This is a genomic window from Paenibacillus aurantiacus (assembly GCF_042431225.1).
Classification (GTDB): Bacteria; Bacillota; Bacilli; order Paenibacillales; family Paenibacillaceae; genus Paenibacillus_Z; species Paenibacillus_Z aurantiacus.
The window spans coordinates 23,144-39,467 of record NZ_JBHMDO010000035.1 but is presented as its reverse complement, the minus strand read 5'-3'; the positions used below and the strand labels follow the sequence as shown (position 1 = coordinate 39,467).

Sequence of the window (16,324 nt, the reverse complement as noted above, 5' to 3'; positions counted from 1 at the left end):
CGATGCGAACGAGATGATTTTTGGGGATGTCTTCCTGCAGATCCATTGGCATAGCGAGTTTGTCCATGGTATATTCTTTGTACAAGAGAGGCTTCTCCTTTGGTTGGATGGTTGGTGGTACTTCCATTCTAACAAGGACAGGCTTCTTTTGTTTTGAAATTTTAATGAATGGTTAGCCAAAACGGAGCAGGTCACATGATTCTGGAGAAGCGTCAGCGTTCGCCTTTGTGAGCGGATTCCTACCTTCGCCCATTACATTCAGGGAATCCGGGAACAACAGCGATCGGAAGAACATGCGACCGCGCAGTGGGTGCGGTAACCCAGTCATTGTTTTTAAAAAAACGGGGGTATCCCAAGGTCATCTTTTGATGACTTTTGGGACACCCCCTTCTTCTTGTTTATGGGCTTATTGGTCCCTATGCAGATCATTTAAACAAGCGGACCAAATAAGCAATGCCGGACACGACCAAGCTGATCACGATGCACGTGACGACCGGGAAATAGAAAGCGAAGCCTTCTTTCTCGATGGAGATGTCGCCGGGGAGGCGGCCCAGCGGAAGGAAGCGGCCGAGCAGCGCCCACAACAAGCCAACGACGATCAGGACGGCGCCGGCGATAATGAGTAATTTGGGGATCGTGCCGATGACAGGTTCAACTCCTTGCGATAACGTTCTGGCGGGACAAAGCCGCTGTTCTTAGTATACCCGCTGGAATAAGCAGTTGCGCTTCTCCCAACTATAAAAGACCGTGGATCCGCGCGAGGCAAGCACCAAAGTGCCGCCCAACGCTATCCACGGTCTTTTGTCATGTCTACTACTATTGCTTCGTCAGCTTCTCCCATTCTGCCGAGACGCGGGCGTGGTCAAGGTCGATGCCGATCATGACGAAATACGGCTCTCCCGCATAGTCGGCTTTCTGCCATTCGATTCGTTTGCCGGCGAGCTGGAATAGCAGCATGCTCCCGCCGGGGCCCAGCGGCATGAACCCTTTGGCGCGAAGGCAGCCGTTGCCCCGGCCGGCAAAGAACGCTTCGAAGCTTCGCTTCGTGACGGCGCTGGCCGTTCCGGGGTAGAGCGTGACCGACTTGACGCGGGAGTACGATTGCCGCTGCTTCGTGATCACCTGCAGGACCGCGGAAGGCTGCGGCGCGGGGGCGCCGGCTTGCTGCGGGGAGGCGAAGACGCGCGTGCCGGGAGATGGCGAGATCGGCACGCCGCCTACGCGAACATTGCCGAAGGACGGCGACGGCAGCGGCCTCGCATGCCCGCTTTTCTCGATGCCATCGAGGATGAACGAAGGCTTCACGTCGCCGCGGACCGTCAGCACAAGCTGACAGGCGGCGTTGCGGTCGCGCACCATTTTGTCGAGCTTAGCCGCCGTCTTGGACGAGATGAGATCCGCCTTGTTGGCCAAGACGAAGTCGGCGACCTCGATCTGCCGGCGCAGCGTATGTACAAGCTCGCGGTCGGTGGAGAAGATGCTGTTATAATCAATCGCGTGCTCCGCGTCCAGTACGGTGACAATCCGGTGCAGCGCGATTCTGGGGGCAAGCTGCGGCTCGCTCATCGCTTCGACGATTTCCTCGGGATTGGCGACGCCGGTCAGTTCGATGAAGATGACGTCCGGTGCGGCTTCCGCCAGACGCTCCAGACATTGCGCCAACTCGCCCTTCTTGCTGCAGCAAAGGCAGCCTTCCGTGACGCGCTCCAGCATGCTGGCAGCGGCCTGCCCGCTCACCATGATGCCGTCGACATCCACGGAGCCGACCTCGTTCATCAGGACGGAGGCGCGCATACCCTCCGCCTTGGCATGCTGCAGCACCCGCAGCAGCATCGTCGTTTTACCGCTGCCGAGGAAGCCGCTGACGACTACGACCGGAATCGGTCTCGTTTCTATCATGGCTATCGCTCCTTTCATCCACGTTAAGTGTATGCGGGAGCGGGCGGGATCAGGACTGCAGCTTGCCGATATCTTTAATTTTGACGTCGGCGGTAACCCGAATCTTCAAGTCTGGGATCATTTCCCGCCAATCGAGCTTCTTCCATTGGGCGAAGGTCATGCGGTTGCGGACATGTTGGCCGATGCCGAGCGGGTCGATCCGCAGCTGCTGCATTTTCTCCAGAAGATGCATCGTCTCGCTCTCGACATAGGCTTTCATCCGCTTCTCCAGCTCTTTCTGATCCGGGGTCTTCTGCAGGTTCAACTTACCATGGTATTCCAGCACCTCGCCTCGTATCTTCAGATGGAAATGAACCTGAATGTCTTCGCCGCCGCGAATCGTCTTGGCATGGCGGATTTTGATTTTGCGGTTGCTGGCGACGAAGCTGAGCATGATCCGCTGCTGCTCGCCTTCTTGGATCGGCAGCGCCATGACGACTTCGCCCGTAACGAAGTTCTTGTGCATGAAGTTGAACAGCAGCGATTTCTGGGGTTCGACGCGCATGACGAAGACATCGTCGCGGAACAAGGCAATGCCGTCGAGGGCGAGCGCTTCCTTGCCCTCCTTGATGAGCGGAGCTACCGGGTCGATGCCGTCGTCGAAATAATCCCGCGTGAACGTGTGCAGGTTGGAGAGCGGGATTTCGGTCGCGCCGCGTTCCGTTCGAACCAAGTCCTCGATATACTCGCCGGTGCTGGGGAACTGCTTGTAATTGCGCTGCAGTAGGGCGTTGGCATTGCCGTTCACAACAATCACGTTCACTTTGCTGCCGATGGACGGATCCCGCACGAACGTGTCGATGTTTTTCCAGAGGCCGTCCTTCGCCAGCTGCTCGCCGAACAGCACCGCACGCAGCTGGCCGCTGACGATCTGGCGGTTGTTCTGACGGGAGAACATAATGCGGGCTTCTTTGTTCGACTGCGCGATCGTCGTCAGGACGATCCGGGCGTTCGCCGGCTCGGACTTCGGAATGCTGATCGTCACCTTCAGCTTCGTCTTGTCTTCTTCGCCATCCGGGAGATCGAGGGCGACGGTACGCGTGAATCCCATCCGTTCGATGATTTTCTCGTCGCGGCAGCCGGCAAGGAGCAGCGCGGCGCAAGTCAGCGCAAGCAGCGGGAGGCGTAGGAAACGCATGGTCCTCATGCCGTCGTCCCGCCTTCGGATTTCGGCGTCTTGCTGCGGGCTTGAAATGCCGCCAGCAGCAGCAGCGCAGTCGGCAGCAGGAAGGCGACGGCGGCTTCCAAGTAGAGGGCAACGCGCAGCAATATTTCCGAATCCCGCAATATTTTCGGGTAGGAAGAGATACCGATCGAGGCCGCAATCAAGATAAGCTCGAGCACATTCTTTCTCGCTTTCGGGAATACGCGCCGAAGCGCCGTGAGCGCCATCCAGCCGAACAAGACGAGCGAGGCTAGGTTGCTAAACAGAAACAGCGTGAAGATAAGGTTCTCCAACCGGTTCAGGAAGGGCAGCTCGATATAAGAGAACAGATTCAGCAGCGGGTACATAATGGCTTGAAGCTGATCGAGGCTAAAGAAGCCGTACGAGACGATGATCAGCAGCAGGTAAACCGAGGTGGTCAGCAAATGGCCAAGGTAAGCGCCTTTAAACAACGATTTCCGTTCCGCGAACGGTATCAGAAACAGCGAGATTTCGTACCCCACGTAGATGGTGTATACCTCCAGCCAGTTTTTTAGGCTGTGCCCTTCGGTTCCTCCTTTGAGGATAAACGGCGTAAAGCGGTACAGCTCCCATTGATCTTTGAAATAGAAGGCGAACAAAGCGACCGGTACGGTGAAATAGAAGAAGACGGTCATCGCCTTACCGATGTTATAGATGCCTTTAATAAGCAAATAAAAGGCCAGTGCGGCCAAAAGGGTATACAGCAGGTTCGCATTAGTCGTCGGGAAGGCGACCATTTGATAAATAAGCACATATTTCTTACATACGAAACTGCCGAGCGTGATCCATAGCAGCGAGAGGAGCACGTAGACCGGCATGAGCAGGATTCGGGGAATCGACTGCTCGGCGACCTCGAACGGGGAACGGCCCTGGCCGACGCGCTGGAAGAGATGAATCAGGCCAAGGTTGGCGAAAGCGATGGCCGACAGCAGGAGCAGACCGATCCACCCGTTGGTGCCGAGGTTCTCCGCAAGGATCCTGGGGAGGCTGAAGACGGTCACGTCAAGCTCGATCATGACGATGATGAAGGCGACATGGAATCCGTTCAGTTTTTCGATCATCCGCTTCACCTACTTTCGCATTTTGTTCTTCAATTGATTGGGCGATTTGACTTGGGACGGCCGGTAGCGCAAGGAATAGAGCGGGCCGCGGATAAAGGTATCCATCCAATCCCTGAAGTTCATCGGCGCGATCGGCGTCAAGTACGAGCTGCCCAGGTTCGTAATGCCGGAGAGATGAATGACAATGAACGCGATGCCGATCATAAGGCCGAAATTTCCCCACACGCCCGCCAGGAAAATGAGCGGAAAGCGAATCAGCCGGATCGACGCGCTCATGACGTAGCTCGGAATGACGAACGAGGCGATCGCGGACGACGCGACGGCGATGATGAGCACGTTGCTCGTGAAGCCCGCCTGAACGGCCGCCTGCCCGATGACGATACCGCCGACGATACCGATCGTCTGGCCGATCTTCGTCGGCAGACGTGCGCCCGCTTCCCGCAGCAGCTCGATCGTCGTCTCCATCAGGAGGGCCTCGTACAGCGGCGGGAACGGCACGTTGCTTCTGGATTTGGTCAAGTTCAGCAGCATTTTGTGCGGAATCATCTCATAATGAAAAGTCGTCACTGATACATAGAACGCGGTAAAGCCGACCGTAATGATGAACCCTACGATCCGCAGCAGGCGAAGCGCGGAGCCGACGTGCCAGCGCTGATAGTAGTCATCCGGCGAGGTGAAGAATTCGAAAAATGACGCCGGCGCGCTTACCGCGGAAGGCGATCCGTCCACGAAGATCACGACCCGCCCGGCCGACAGCTTGGAGCATATCGCGTCCGGTCGCTCCGTCACCACGAACTGCGGGAAGAAGGAGTTCGGGTTGTCGTCGATCATCTGCACGAGCATGTTGGCTTCGTAAATGGAATCGAATTCGATGTTCTGCAGCCGGTCGGTTACTTTGGCGACGAAATCCGGATTGGCGATCCCTTCGATATACGCGACGACGACTTGGGTTTTGGTCACTTCGCCGACCGCGAGGGGAACCGTCTTCAGATGCGAGCTCCGCAGCCGCTTGCGAAGCAGCGCCAAGTTCTCGACGATGTTCTCGACGAACCCGTCATGCGGACCCGCGATGACCGTCTCGGTCTCGGTCTGTTCGATCGAGCGTCCGATGGAGCGGGTGAGGTCGAGCTTGTACGCACGGTCCCCGGAGAAGATGACGGCGCTGCCGAACAGCACCGCGTACACGGCATCCTCCAGCGAATCCGCACGCTCGAATATCGCCTGCTGCAGCAGCTTGTCCGCCATGTCGTCGGCGACGCCGCCGATCGGGAGCACGAGCGAGCGATAAAGCTGCTCGGAGTCGATCATATATTGCAAATAAACCGCCTTGACTCCGTTGGCGGGAAAATCGCGGAATTTCAAATCCATCGTGTTATTGAATTCGCCCAGCAGGTTCGTAAGCGTCAGAGGTTTCAGCGGCGAGGCTGACGATACGCCGTCACCGCCGGAGGTTCCTTGGTTCTCGGACTTGCCGGCATGCTGGCCGCTATCCGAAGCCGTACCAGTGCCGGTTGAATTGCCATTTTGGCTGCTGCCCGCATTGGGGCTGCTATTGCCGGACGTTGCATCGGCCATGGCGGTTGGCCTCCTTATGGAAGGAAGTGGGGAACGAGGGTTATTTTCACCGAAGCGGTTCGTTATTATGCGAGCGGGTGGGCGGGGAGGCAAAGGCGCGTCGGCCTCTCTTCTAAATTGTGATTCAGCCGGGCGGCGAGCTATAATGGAGAGATCGAAACGGCGGCTCGTCCGCCAGGGGAAGAGGGAATGGACATGAGTAACAAGATAGACCATAAGGCGCATGGGGAGCGGACCATTCCGGTTCATCTGTTGTCTGGTTTCCTCGGGAGCGGGAAGACGACGCTGCTGAACCGGGTCATCGACCATTACCGAATGGCGGACGTGAAGGCGGCCGTCGTGATGAACGAGATCGGCGAGGTGAACCTTGACGGGCAGGTGATCGGCGGCGACGTGCCGATGGCCGAGATGCTAAGCGGCTGCATCTGCTGCTCGATGAGCGGCGATTTGGCAATCGAGCTCAAGAAGCTGGTCGATGACCATCGGCCCGAGGTTATCCTGATCGAAGCGACGGGGGCGGCGAATCCGATGGAAATTATCGACGCCGTGACGGAGACGTCGATGTACGAGCGCATCGAGCTCCGCTCCATCGTCACCGTCGTGGACGGACCGGAGCTGCTGGCGAGAAGCCGGCGCGGCGGCCGAACATTCAAGCTGATGCAGGAGCAGATCCGCTGCGCGACCGATCTAGTGGTCAACAAGGCGGATCGGCTGGAAGCCGAGGAGTTGATCGAGGTGCAGCAGCTGGTGCGCGAGTTGAATGCTTATGCGCCGCTGACGGCGACGATCAAATGCGTAACGGATTTGAGTATGTTCGACGCGGACGGCGGGATGCCGGCCAGCCGCTCTCATGACGGGCATATTTGCGGAGCGAGCTGCGCCCATGATCACGGGACCGAAGACAAGGCGGGCATTGGCGGTTCGGCGAGTACGGCGGAGAAGGCGGCGCATGTGCACGATGAAGCGTGCGGGCATGATCATGGCGCTTGCAGCCATGGGCATGGGGAGGAAGCGCATGGCGATTCATCCGAAGGACATGTGCATGCCTCGCACGCGCACGTCATGGCGCTGACGCATTATTTGGAGGCGCCGGTCGATTCGCATGCGTTCGAAGCGTTCGTCAAGGGCTTGCCGGATAACGTGTACCGGGCCAAAGGGATCGTGACGCTGAAGGAGACGGGCAGCCGGTTCCTGTTCCAGTTCGCTTATCGGGAGCTGGAGCTGATCCGCATTACGCCGCAAGGAGACGTGAAGGACGTGGCGGTGTTCATCGGAGAGCATTTCGACAGGCAGTCGGTATTGAACCAGCTCGAGCGACTCTAGCGGGACGCGTCTTTCGCGCGGGGAAGGACTATGGCCAGGACGGTTTGGACAGACTACCAAATGTTGGCCATCCCAAACGCGCAAAAGGAGTGTCAGACCCCTATGAACCAATGGACGAAAACATGCGTGTCCGCGGCAGCGGCCGCGATGTTATTATTCGGCGGCGCATCCGCGTTCGCGGCGCCAGAGACGGCGAAGGAGCCGCAGACGAAGACGGAGCGGTTCGAAAGTTATTCGGAAGCGCCCGAACAGTGGAAGGCGATGAAGGGCGACCATCACCGACATGGCGAGAAGCGGCTCAAGGAAGCGGCGGAATACTTCGGCATCAAGACCGAAGGCATGACGACCGAACAGCTTCGCGAAGAGCTGAGGAAGGTGCGTCAAGAGCAGCCGGAGAAGTGGGCGAAATTCAAAGCCGAGCACAAGGCGAAGCGAATGGCGATGCTGCAAGAGGAAGCGAAGCGTCTGGGCATCGCGACCGAGGGCAAGGACTTGCGCCAGCTGCACAAGGAGGTCCGCGAGGCGCGCCGCGCGGAATGCGAGAAGGCGAAGAAGCTTGGCAAGGATGCGGGCAAAGACGCGGGCAAAGATTCTGGTAAAGGCTCGGGTAAAGATTCGGGTACGAACGCAACCGGCCGCACGCAAGCGTAATTTGGCAGGTTGTGATAATGAGGGGCTGAAATCGAGCAGCAGCGGAAGCAGCCGGCCGATTTCAGCCCTTTTGCGATGCCGGACTAGTTTAGCTTGGGGCAGCGTCTGTGGTATGCTTACCCCAGCGCCATACATCGAAGGCCCCCACGACGCGAGATGCGCGATCGTGCGGGGTCTTCTTCATTAAGGAGGAGAGCAACCATGCTGAAGTGGCTGGAGTGGGCTAAGCAGATTCAGGCGATCAGCCAGACGGGACTGGCCTACGGGAAAGATATATACGATATCGAACGGTTCGAGATGCTGCGCGACCTAAGCGTGGAAATCATGCAGACGTATACGGAGGCGGGCGAGGAGAAGATCCGCGAGCTGTTCGCGAGTGAAACGGGCTACGCGACGCCGAAGGTGGATGTTCGGGGCGTCGTGCTGAATGAGGACGGCGCGATGCTCATGGTGCGCGAGCTGGCGGACGGTGCCTGGTCGCTGCCGGGCGGCTGGGCAGACATCGGACTGTCGCCGAAGGAGATCGCGGTGAAGGAGGTACGGGAGGAATCGGGGTACGAGGTCGAAGCGGTGCGGCTGCTGGCTGTACTGGACAAGAAGTTCCATGAACATCCGCCTTCGCCTCATCATGTCTATAAAATCTTCATTCTCTGCCGATTGACCGGCGGCGCGGCGCAGATCGGTCTCGAGACGACGCAAGTCGGCTTCTTCGCGGAGGGTGCGCTGCCCCCGTTGTCCCTCGAGCGCAACACGGAGCGCCAAATTCAAGCGATGTTCGAGCTTGCGCGCGGCGAGCGGTCGGACGTGCTGCTGGACTAATCGTTAAATCCGGATACAACAGCGAGTGTAAGCTCATACCGCCCGCAGAACGCGTTGTTTTGCACCGGTCTTTTAGATCACGCCTTTAACCGCCGGCCACCGGCGGTTTTTCGTTGTCGTTTAGGACATAATGCAACATCCATGTTGAGGATAAAAATGTAAAGCGCGTCCGAGCAGCCCATACGGATGAAGCTTTGTCCGCAAGGACAAGAGCGTGCCAGCTCGAAGCAACCCGCCGACCGCGAACAAGCTTGATAGCACGTAAAAGGGAGTCCAGAGGTGGCCACAACGTTAGCTTTGTCCATGAGGACAAAAGCGTGCTCCGCTCGAAAACAGCCGCTATCCACGACCCTTGGATGCCTGCTCGAAGAAGGGTGTCCAGAGGGCGAAGTCTGAGCGTTTTCCAACGGAAAGCGCACTTCGGAAGCATATGCTTGGTTCCCCTCAGCGGAGGGGGAAGGGGGAGGGAGAATGGGGATGTGAAGGGGCGCTGCCCTTTTGTTTTTTGCCGGAATGCTCGTCTAACCTGCGGCGGACGCGGCCGCGCGATGCCGCGCATGCGCTCCGATTGGTCCAAGCAGGAGCTCGTCAATCTAGTCCGCATAAATGTCCAAGTCCCCTCATAGATATCTTAGCAGTCGAGTGTACACGGCTAAGCCAACATTATCATTAAGGGGTGGAGAGTTCATGCGTCGTCGAATCAGCCTACTAGCAGCCGTTCTATTGTGCCTTACGGCATTGCTCGCCGCATGCGGCGGCACGAAGGACGCGGATACCGTCGTCAAGGATTTGGACAAAGTCGTTAACAGCCTGGATAGCTATCACGGGAAAGGCACGATGACGCTCAATACCGGGCAGCAGCCATTGGAGTATCAGGTAGACGTGCAGTACCAGAAACCGAGCTACTACCGCATCGAATTGACGAACGCGAAGCGCGACATCACGCAAATCGTGCTGCGCAACGACGAAGGCGTCTTCGTGCTTACACCGCGCCTCAATAAAGTGTTCCGCTTCCAAAGCGACTGGCCGCAAAACCAAGGACAAGTGTATCTGTACCAAACGCTCGTCTCGAGCATTCTGCAGGATAACAGCCGCCAATTCGCCGTCGACAAAGAGAACTACGTGTTCGACGTCATGGCGAACTACCAGAACGGCTCGCTCGCCCGCCAGAAAATCTGGCTCGACAAAGATTACCGTCCGCTGCAGGTCGAAGTCAGCGACACGAACGCGGCGGTCATGGTATCCGTCAAATTCACCGAATTCGATTTCGACTCGAAACCGGACAAGAGCGTCTTCGATACGAAGCAGAACTTGAGCGGTTCGAGCAAGCCGTCCACGGTTCAGCCGGAAGACGGTGACGCGGCCGCGGAAGGCGGCAAGGCGCAGAACGGCAGCGCCGATGAGACGACGGGCAACACGCCGGCGGATTCCGGCAAAGCGGACGACACCGAAGGCAGCACAAGCGGCGACGAGCCGGCCGAAGACACGATGGCGCCGGTCGCAGGCGACCAAGCGACGAAAGACAACCTGGCGGCTGCGCTCGATCCGCTCTACCTCGGGCCGGAGCCGATGGCGCTGCAGGATTCCAACGATATCGTATTCGGCGGATTGCCGGGCGTCATGGACCGTTATGCCGGCGCGACGTACGATTTTACGCTCATCAAAACGCAGCCGCGCGACATGGCCGCCTCCTCTATGGGCCAAGGCCAAATGGTCGATCTCGTGTACACGATCGGCGAGCTGATCGGCGACGAGGAAAGCCCGCAGCGCACGATCGTCTGGACGTACGACGGCATCCAGTACCGCCTCACGAGCGGCACGCTGCCGGAGACGGAGCTCGTTCGCATCGCGCAGTCCGTTCAAGGCGAGATGACGAAATAACGTAAAGCGAAGCGCAACAATTTCCAGCTCGAAACACCGCCGCAAGCCGCCTCGTTTCATTGACGCCGCCTGCCGATGGGTATAACATAAAGACGATAGGTTGGTCGATAAATCAGAGCGGGCTTGAACGGTCCTCTGATGGATCAGAAGCTTCTGCGCCTTGGCAAGGGCGCCCGCTCATAGGAATCGGCGCGGGACTCGCACCCGCGCCGCTTTCTTTTGAGCGATGCGGCAAGCGCGAAGGAAGCGGGAAAGAGGAGAAGGTGGAGCTGGTGAACGCATACTATCGCCCGACATGGGCGGAAATTTCTCTGGACGCCCTGCGGCGCAATCTGCAGGCGTTCCGCGCGGCGCTGCCCCCGGGCATGCGGCTGATGGCATCGGTGAAAGCGAACGCTTACGGGCATGGCGCGGTGGAAACGGCCAGGGAAGCGGAGTTATGCGGCGTGGATTATTTGGGCGTTGCGTTTTTGGACGAAGCGCTTCAATTGCGCAGGGCGGGCATTGCCGCGCCGATACTCGTGCTGGGGTACGTGCCGCCGGAGGGACTGGCGATCGCGCGCGAAATGAATATTTCGGTCGCGATGTTTCGGGACGACGTGCTCGCGGCGGCCTCCGCGCTGCCGAAGAGCGGCAGGAAGCTGCGCGTGCATATTAAGATCGATACCGGCATGGGACGGCTTGGCCTGCCGCCCGGACCTGCCGCGATCGCGTACGTCGAGCGGGCGCTCCGCGACCCGGGCTTGGACGTGGAGGGCTTGTTCACGCATTATGCGCGCGCCGATGAGTCGAACAAAGACTACACCGCCCTGCAATATGAGCGATTCCAATCGTTGATGCAAGAGCTTACAAGGCGCGGGCTTCATCTGCCGATCGTGCACGCAGCAAACACCGCCGCCGGGATGGATACGCCGGAGTGGGCGGGCGGCATGGTGCGCCTCGGGATTGGCATGTACGGGTTGTATCCTTCGGCGGAAGTGAACAAGACCCGCATCGAGTTGGAGCCCGTCATGTCGCTCAAGACGCGCGTCGTCATGGTGAAGCAGGCGCCTCCGGGCTGGGGAATTAGCTACGGCACCCGTTATTTCACGGCGGGCGAAGAGCGGATAGGTACGCTGCCGATCGGTTATGCCGACGGGTACAGCCGTCTCTTGACGGGCAAGGCCGAGGCGATCGTGCGGGGCGTACGCGTCCCGGTGCTCGGGACAATCTGCATGGATCAATGCATGATCGCGCTTGATCCGGCCGCAATGAACGGCATGCCGGTCGAGCCGGGCGAGGAAGTCGTGCTGATCGGCAGCCAAGGCGGCGAATCGATTACGGCCGACGAGATCGCGGTGAAGCTGGGGACCATTAATTACGAGGTGACCTGCATGATCGCAGGCCGCGTGCCGAGGGTGTATTTGCGGGGCGGGCAATTGGCGAATGTGATGAATCCGCTCGTATAAGCGAGGCTTGTCATATATTACCGACGGAAGCGGGCGAATTTTGAAGAGGATTTTCGCTCCTTTCAGCGAATATGTAGGAAGCACCAAGTATGGATACGGGAACTGGTTTTAGTTTGCCGCGCCCCGAACGGGAAGCTCGGATCGACTTCATTGGTATATCAACGTGTGCAGCATACAGGCAATACGGGCCGCATACTATGAATGGTGTATATTTCTCAGGGAACGAAGAAATACTGATAGTGCGCTTTTTTGGAAATGTTTTTGGAGGTGCGAGTTGGTGGCCAATATGCAGAACACCAAGAGGATCATGATCAGTTTGCCGGATCATTTGCTGGAAGAAGTGGACGGGATCGTCGCCAAAGAGAACTCGAACCGCAGCGAATTTATTCGTCAAGCGATGAAGCTTTACTTGATCGAGCGCAAGAAGCGCCAGATTCGCGAGTCGATGCAGCGCGGATATATGGAGATGGCCAAGATCAACCTTGGCATGGCATCGGAGGCTTTTCAAGCGGAGGAAGACGCGGGCGATACGCTCGGCCGACTCGTAAGCGGGGTGTAGAGCTTGATCGTTAAACGCGGCGATGTGTTTTTTGCGGACTTATCCCCCGTTGTCGGTTCCGAGCAGGGGGGCGTTCGCCCGGTACTGGTCATACAGAATGATATCGGCAACCGGTTCAGTCCGACGGTGATCGTGGCAGCCATCACGGCTCAGATCCAGAAGGCGAAGCTGCCGACCCACGTGGAGATCGACGCGGCGTCCCATGGCTTTGATCGCGATTCGGTCATCCTGCTTGAGCAGATTCGCACCATCGACAAGCAGCGGCTGACCGACAAAATCACGCATCTGGATGACGAGACGATGCACAAAGTGGACGAAGCGCTTCAGATCAGCGTTGGCCTGATCGACTTTTAATACGTGCGGCAGCTTGTAGCCCGCTTGCCTTGGCGTTTGCCGCCGGGGCGGCGGGCTTTGCTGTGCGCGGGGTTGGGTTGCTTACGAGAGAGGCATGTCATCGCAACCCTTGCACTTGCAAGAGAGACAACCATCTCGTCCAACCAGTCAAGAAAGCGCTTTCGTTCGAGGTTGAATGTTCGGCCGGGAAGGGCTAAGATGTAGGGATAGTACAGCATTGGAGAGGAAAGAAGATCATGGGCAAAATCGTAGTCATTGGCAGCATCAATATGGACGTGGTCAGTCATGTGGAGCGGCATCCGCTGCCGGGCGAGACGATACACGGTTCGAATACAGGCAACTTCCCGGGGGGCAAAGGGGCAAACCAGGCGGTCGCCGCATCGCGCTCCGGCGGCGAAGTGGCGATGATCGGCGCAGTCGGGGAGGATGCGTTCGGTCAATCGCTGATCGCCTCGCTGCATGACAGCGGCGTGGACGTCGCGCCGGTATTGCGCAAGCCGGGCACATCGGGGCTGGCGTTCATTGCGGTAAGCCGGGAGGGCGAGAATACGATCATCCTGTCGGCGGGCGCGAACGGACAGCTGCTTCGCGAGGACATCGAAGCCTCGCGGCCGGTATGGGCGAATGCGTACGCGATTCTGCTGCAGAACGAGATTCCTTGGGAGACGACGCGTTTCGTCATGGAGCAAGCATCCGCAGCCGGCGTGAAGGTCTACTGCAACCCGGCGCCTGCGCTGCAGCTGCCGGATGATGTATTCCCGTGGATCGACACGATCATCGTGAACGAGACCGAAGCGGGCATCGTGACTGGGCTTACGGTAACGGACACCGGATCGGCGGCCGTGGCGGCGGCCGAATTGCTCCGGCGCGGCGTGAGCGCCGCGATCGTAACGCTCGGCGAGAAGGGCTGCTATTACCGTGCGGCAGACGGGACGGAAGCGGCCGTACCGGCGTTCCGCGTGGAGCCGAAGGACACAACGGCGGCCGGGGATACGTTCATCGGCGCGTTCGCGGCCGAGCAGTCTCGGGGCGGCGGCGCCGAAGAGAGCCTTCGTTTCGCGGCGGCGGCTTCGGCGATCGCGGTGACGCGAGAAGGCGCGCAGACTTCCATCCCGACGCGGGAGGAGACGCTGGCGTTCCTGCGGGAGCGGGGGTAAATCGTATAGTGGAGGGAGAATCCCGGACAGCAGCTGCGCAAGGCGCGGCTGTTGTCCGGGATTTTTTGTGTTCTCGGCGAGTCATACGCGAAAATTCGGTCTGCAGACCGAGCGTATTTTCATCCCCGCGCAGGTCCAGCGGATGGCGAGCGCGGCATATAATGCATAACGAAGAGGCATCACGAGCATGCGGGATGTCCTGAACGCATCGGCCTCGGCAGCGTAACAGTGTTTTGTTACGCGCGCGGCTGGCAAGGAGGGAGCGGGATGGAACCGGAGTTGATCTCCAAGAAGGAGCTGCTCGAATTAACGGGCATTTCGTACGGGCAGCTGTACCGGTGGAAGCGCAAGCAGCTGATCCCGGAGGCGTGGTTTATCCGCCGATCGACCTTTACGGGGCAGGAGACGTTTTTCCCGAAAGGGCTCGTGCTGGCGAGAGTTCGCCGCATTCTTGAGATGAAGGAGGAGCTCTCGCTCGACGAATTGGCGGAGAAGTTCGCGCCGGAGCTCTACGAGCTGGCTTGGCGCAGGGAGGAGCTGACCGCCCGCCGCATCGTATCCGAGCAGACGCTCCGCATGCTGCACGCGGAAGGAGCGGGGGATGGACGCGTGCCGTTCCGACTGTTGTTCGCGCTGTACGCGGCCGAGAAGCTGCAGCGTCTCGAGCGGATTCCGCCGGCGGAGCAGTCCGCGCTGCTCCAGCTGCTGAAGGCGGAGGGGCCGGCGAGGGAGGACGAGGACAAAGAAGTGCTGTGGGTGCGCAAGGCAGGCGTCTCGTTATTTCTCGTTGTGCCTTCCGGAGGCGAGATGCGGGTCGAGACGGGCGCGCGGTTGGCGGCGAGGCTGCGGCTTCGGGATTGTTTGCAGGAATTAACGAACAAGCTTGCTTAAGGGGGCGGAGGAATATGATGCTGGCTGAACATTTCGATTTGGCATTGAACGGAATCAGCCGCGCGGCGGGAGGCGCATACCGCAGCGTCAAGATGGACGGCGTCTGCAAAATCGATGGCGATGTCCAGGCCCAGGAGATCGCGATTAACGGCGTCGGGAAAATATACGGAAGCGTCGACGCGCGAAAGCTCGAAGCTGCGGGCCGCGTCACCGTCGCGGGATTGTTGACGGCGGATCAGGCGCGTCTAGAAGGACAATTCACAGTCAGCGGCAGTCTGCGCGGGGACAAAATGGAGCTGACTGGCGCGCTCAAGGTAGACGGCAATTGCGAGGCTGAGGAGGTCGTCGCAAACGGCTGGATTCGCATTGGCGGGATGCTGAACGCCGGCCGGATCGATTTCGGACTCATCGGCTCGTCAAGAGCGCAGGAGATCGGCGGGAGTAGCATCGAGGTGCGGCGGGCAGAGCGCGGTGCGTGGGCCCATTTGCTCCAGAAAGTGATCCCTTCGTTCGATCCGGCGCTGGAGGCGCGGCTCATCGAAGGGGATGAGGTGAAGCTGGAGGCGACAACCGCTGCGATCGTGCGGGGGGACCGGGTCGTCATCGGACCGGGCTGCTCGATCGGCCGGGTCGAATACAAGACCGAATTGATCGTTCATCCGAACGCGAACGTAAAGGAGCGGGTGCAGCTATGAGCAAGGAATCATTGAAACAAGGAGCAGGCTTCGCCTATTCGCCCCCATCCGGCCGGAAAAAGCTGAAAATCATGGGGACGGGCGAATCGCTGGGCGGCGTGTTCGAGACGGTCAGTATTATGGGTGAAGGCGTCGCGCACGGCGATGTGCACGCGGGCGGCTTCAAAGTGATGGGGGCGTGCCGGGTGGAAGGATCGGCCGATCTGCGGGAGGGGCGCATCCAAGGCGAGCTGATCGTGAAGGGATCCTTGCGCGCGGGCGAATTCAAGGGGCTTGGTCAGGTCACCGTCCACGGCGGAATGTCGGCAGGAAAGCTGAAGCTGCAGGGCCAGCTGGAGACCGGCGGATCCTGCGAGGTCGACGCGGCCGAGCTCAGCGGCGGGTTCCGCATTGGCGGGCTGCTTAGCGCGGACCGGCTGGACATTAACCTGTACGCACCTGGCGAAGCGAAGGAGATCGGCTGCGGTCGCATCGAGGTGAAGCGCAGCCGGATAATGGACTTGAAGCGCCGGTTCACCGCCTCCGGACCATCCGTGCTGAAAGCTGAGCTCATCGAAGGCGATGAACTGCGGCTGTCCCATACCGAAGCGGCCGTCGTGCGGGGGAACCGCGTCACGATCGGACCGGGCTGCGTCATCGGGCGCGTGGAGTATACGCAGACGCTGGAGAAGAGCCGGGGATCGCATGTCGGGAGCGAGGTTAGAATCGGGTAGCGCTGCTTGCGTTTGTTGGCATAGCGACCAAAAAGGATCGGAAGCCCGGCTTCCGATCCTTTTTCTTATCCGA

At 59.2% G+C, this 16,324-nt stretch carries 16 protein-coding genes; 11 read left to right on the top strand and 5 right to left on the bottom strand.

Annotation, left to right across the window (positions count from 1 at the left end; genetic code table 11):
- Positions 1–425: 425 nt before the first annotated feature.
- From ACFFSY_RS22955 to ACFFSY_RS22935, 5 genes are all read right to left on the bottom strand, one after another.
- Complete coding sequence (locus ACFFSY_RS22955) at positions 426–644, bottom strand: DUF2905 domain-containing protein (protein ID WP_377498477.1); 219 nt, start codon at positions 642–644, stop codon at positions 426–428.
- Between the two features lie 172 nt (positions 645–816).
- A complete protein-coding gene (locus ACFFSY_RS22950; RefSeq protein WP_377498474.1) occupies positions 817–1,899 on the bottom strand; it encodes a CobW family GTP-binding protein in 1,083 nt (360 codons plus the stop codon).
- Between the two features lie 49 nt (positions 1,900–1,948).
- Positions 1,949–3,085: a Ger(x)C family spore germination protein gene (locus ACFFSY_RS22945; protein ID WP_377498472.1), complete on the bottom strand. Its 1,137-nt coding sequence runs from the start codon at positions 3,083–3,085 to the stop codon at positions 1,949–1,951.
- The gene (locus ACFFSY_RS22940; RefSeq protein WP_377498470.1) at positions 3,082–4,185 is read right to left on the bottom strand and encodes a GerAB/ArcD/ProY family transporter; all 1,104 of its coding nucleotides are present in this window, start codon (positions 4,183–4,185) and stop codon (positions 3,082–3,084) included. The genes ACFFSY_RS22945 and ACFFSY_RS22940 overlap by 4 nt, the downstream gene beginning before the upstream one ends.
- Positions 4,186–4,194: 9 nt before the next feature.
- Positions 4,195–5,760 carry a spore germination protein gene (locus tag ACFFSY_RS22935; RefSeq protein WP_377498468.1) on the bottom strand — a complete coding sequence of 522 codons (1,566 nt, stop codon included), beginning with the start codon at positions 5,758–5,760 and terminating at the stop codon, positions 4,195–4,197.
- A 195-nt stretch (positions 5,761–5,955) separates the two neighbouring features.
- Here ACFFSY_RS22935 and ACFFSY_RS22930 point away from each other — a divergent pair, with 195 nt between their 5' ends.
- The 11 genes from ACFFSY_RS22930 to ACFFSY_RS22880 all read left to right on the top strand — a co-directional run bounded on the left by ACFFSY_RS22930 (position 5,956) and on the right by ACFFSY_RS22880 (position 16,251).
- Positions 5,956–7,083, top strand: a complete 1,128-nt coding sequence (locus ACFFSY_RS22930; protein WP_377498467.1) for a CobW family GTP-binding protein — start codon at positions 5,956–5,958, stop codon at positions 7,081–7,083.
- Between the two features lie 102 nt (positions 7,084–7,185).
- The gene (locus tag ACFFSY_RS22925) at positions 7,186–7,734 is read left to right on the top strand and encodes a hypothetical protein (protein ID WP_377498466.1); all 549 of its coding nucleotides are present in this window, start codon (positions 7,186–7,188) and stop codon (positions 7,732–7,734) included.
- 201 nt (positions 7,735–7,935) lie between these two features.
- Positions 7,936–8,553, top strand: coding sequence for an NUDIX hydrolase (locus ACFFSY_RS22920; RefSeq protein WP_377498464.1), 618 nt, complete (start codon positions 7,936–7,938; stop codon positions 8,551–8,553).
- A 687-nt stretch (positions 8,554–9,240) separates the two neighbouring features.
- On the top strand, positions 9,241–10,434 hold the full coding sequence (locus tag ACFFSY_RS22915) for a LolA family protein (RefSeq protein ID WP_377498462.1): 1,194 nt from the start codon (positions 9,241–9,243) through the stop codon (positions 10,432–10,434).
- A 272-nt stretch (positions 10,435–10,706) separates the two neighbouring features.
- On the top strand, positions 10,707–11,882 hold the full coding sequence (gene alr / locus ACFFSY_RS22910) for an alanine racemase (protein WP_377498460.1): 1,176 nt from the start codon (positions 10,707–10,709) through the stop codon (positions 11,880–11,882).
- A gap of 277 nt (positions 11,883–12,159) precedes the next feature.
- Entirely contained in the window at positions 12,160–12,441 is a 282-nt protein-coding gene (locus ACFFSY_RS22905; RefSeq protein ID WP_148933367.1) for a CopG family ribbon-helix-helix protein, read from the top strand.
- 3 nt (positions 12,442–12,444) lie between these two features.
- Positions 12,445–12,795, top strand: a complete 351-nt coding sequence (locus tag ACFFSY_RS22900) for a type II toxin-antitoxin system PemK/MazF family toxin (protein ID WP_377498458.1) — start codon at positions 12,445–12,447, stop codon at positions 12,793–12,795.
- Between the two features lie 236 nt (positions 12,796–13,031).
- Complete coding sequence (gene rbsK, locus ACFFSY_RS22895) at positions 13,032–13,952, top strand: ribokinase (protein WP_377498456.1); 921 nt, start codon at positions 13,032–13,034, stop codon at positions 13,950–13,952.
- 267 nt (positions 13,953–14,219) lie between these two features.
- Positions 14,220–14,843, top strand: a complete 624-nt coding sequence (locus tag ACFFSY_RS22890; protein ID WP_377498454.1) for a DUF4004 family protein — start codon at positions 14,220–14,222, stop codon at positions 14,841–14,843.
- A gap of 14 nt (positions 14,844–14,857) precedes the next feature.
- The gene (locus ACFFSY_RS22885) at positions 14,858–15,538 is read left to right on the top strand and encodes a hypothetical protein (RefSeq protein WP_377498452.1); all 681 of its coding nucleotides are present in this window, start codon (positions 14,858–14,860) and stop codon (positions 15,536–15,538) included.
- Positions 15,535–16,251 (top strand): hypothetical protein, encoded by a 717-nt coding sequence (locus tag ACFFSY_RS22880; protein WP_377498450.1) that lies wholly within the window; start codon positions 15,535–15,537, stop codon positions 16,249–16,251. Before ACFFSY_RS22885 ends, ACFFSY_RS22880 begins: the two co-directional genes overlap by 4 nt.
- The last annotated feature ends 73 nt before the right edge of the window (positions 16,252–16,324 follow it).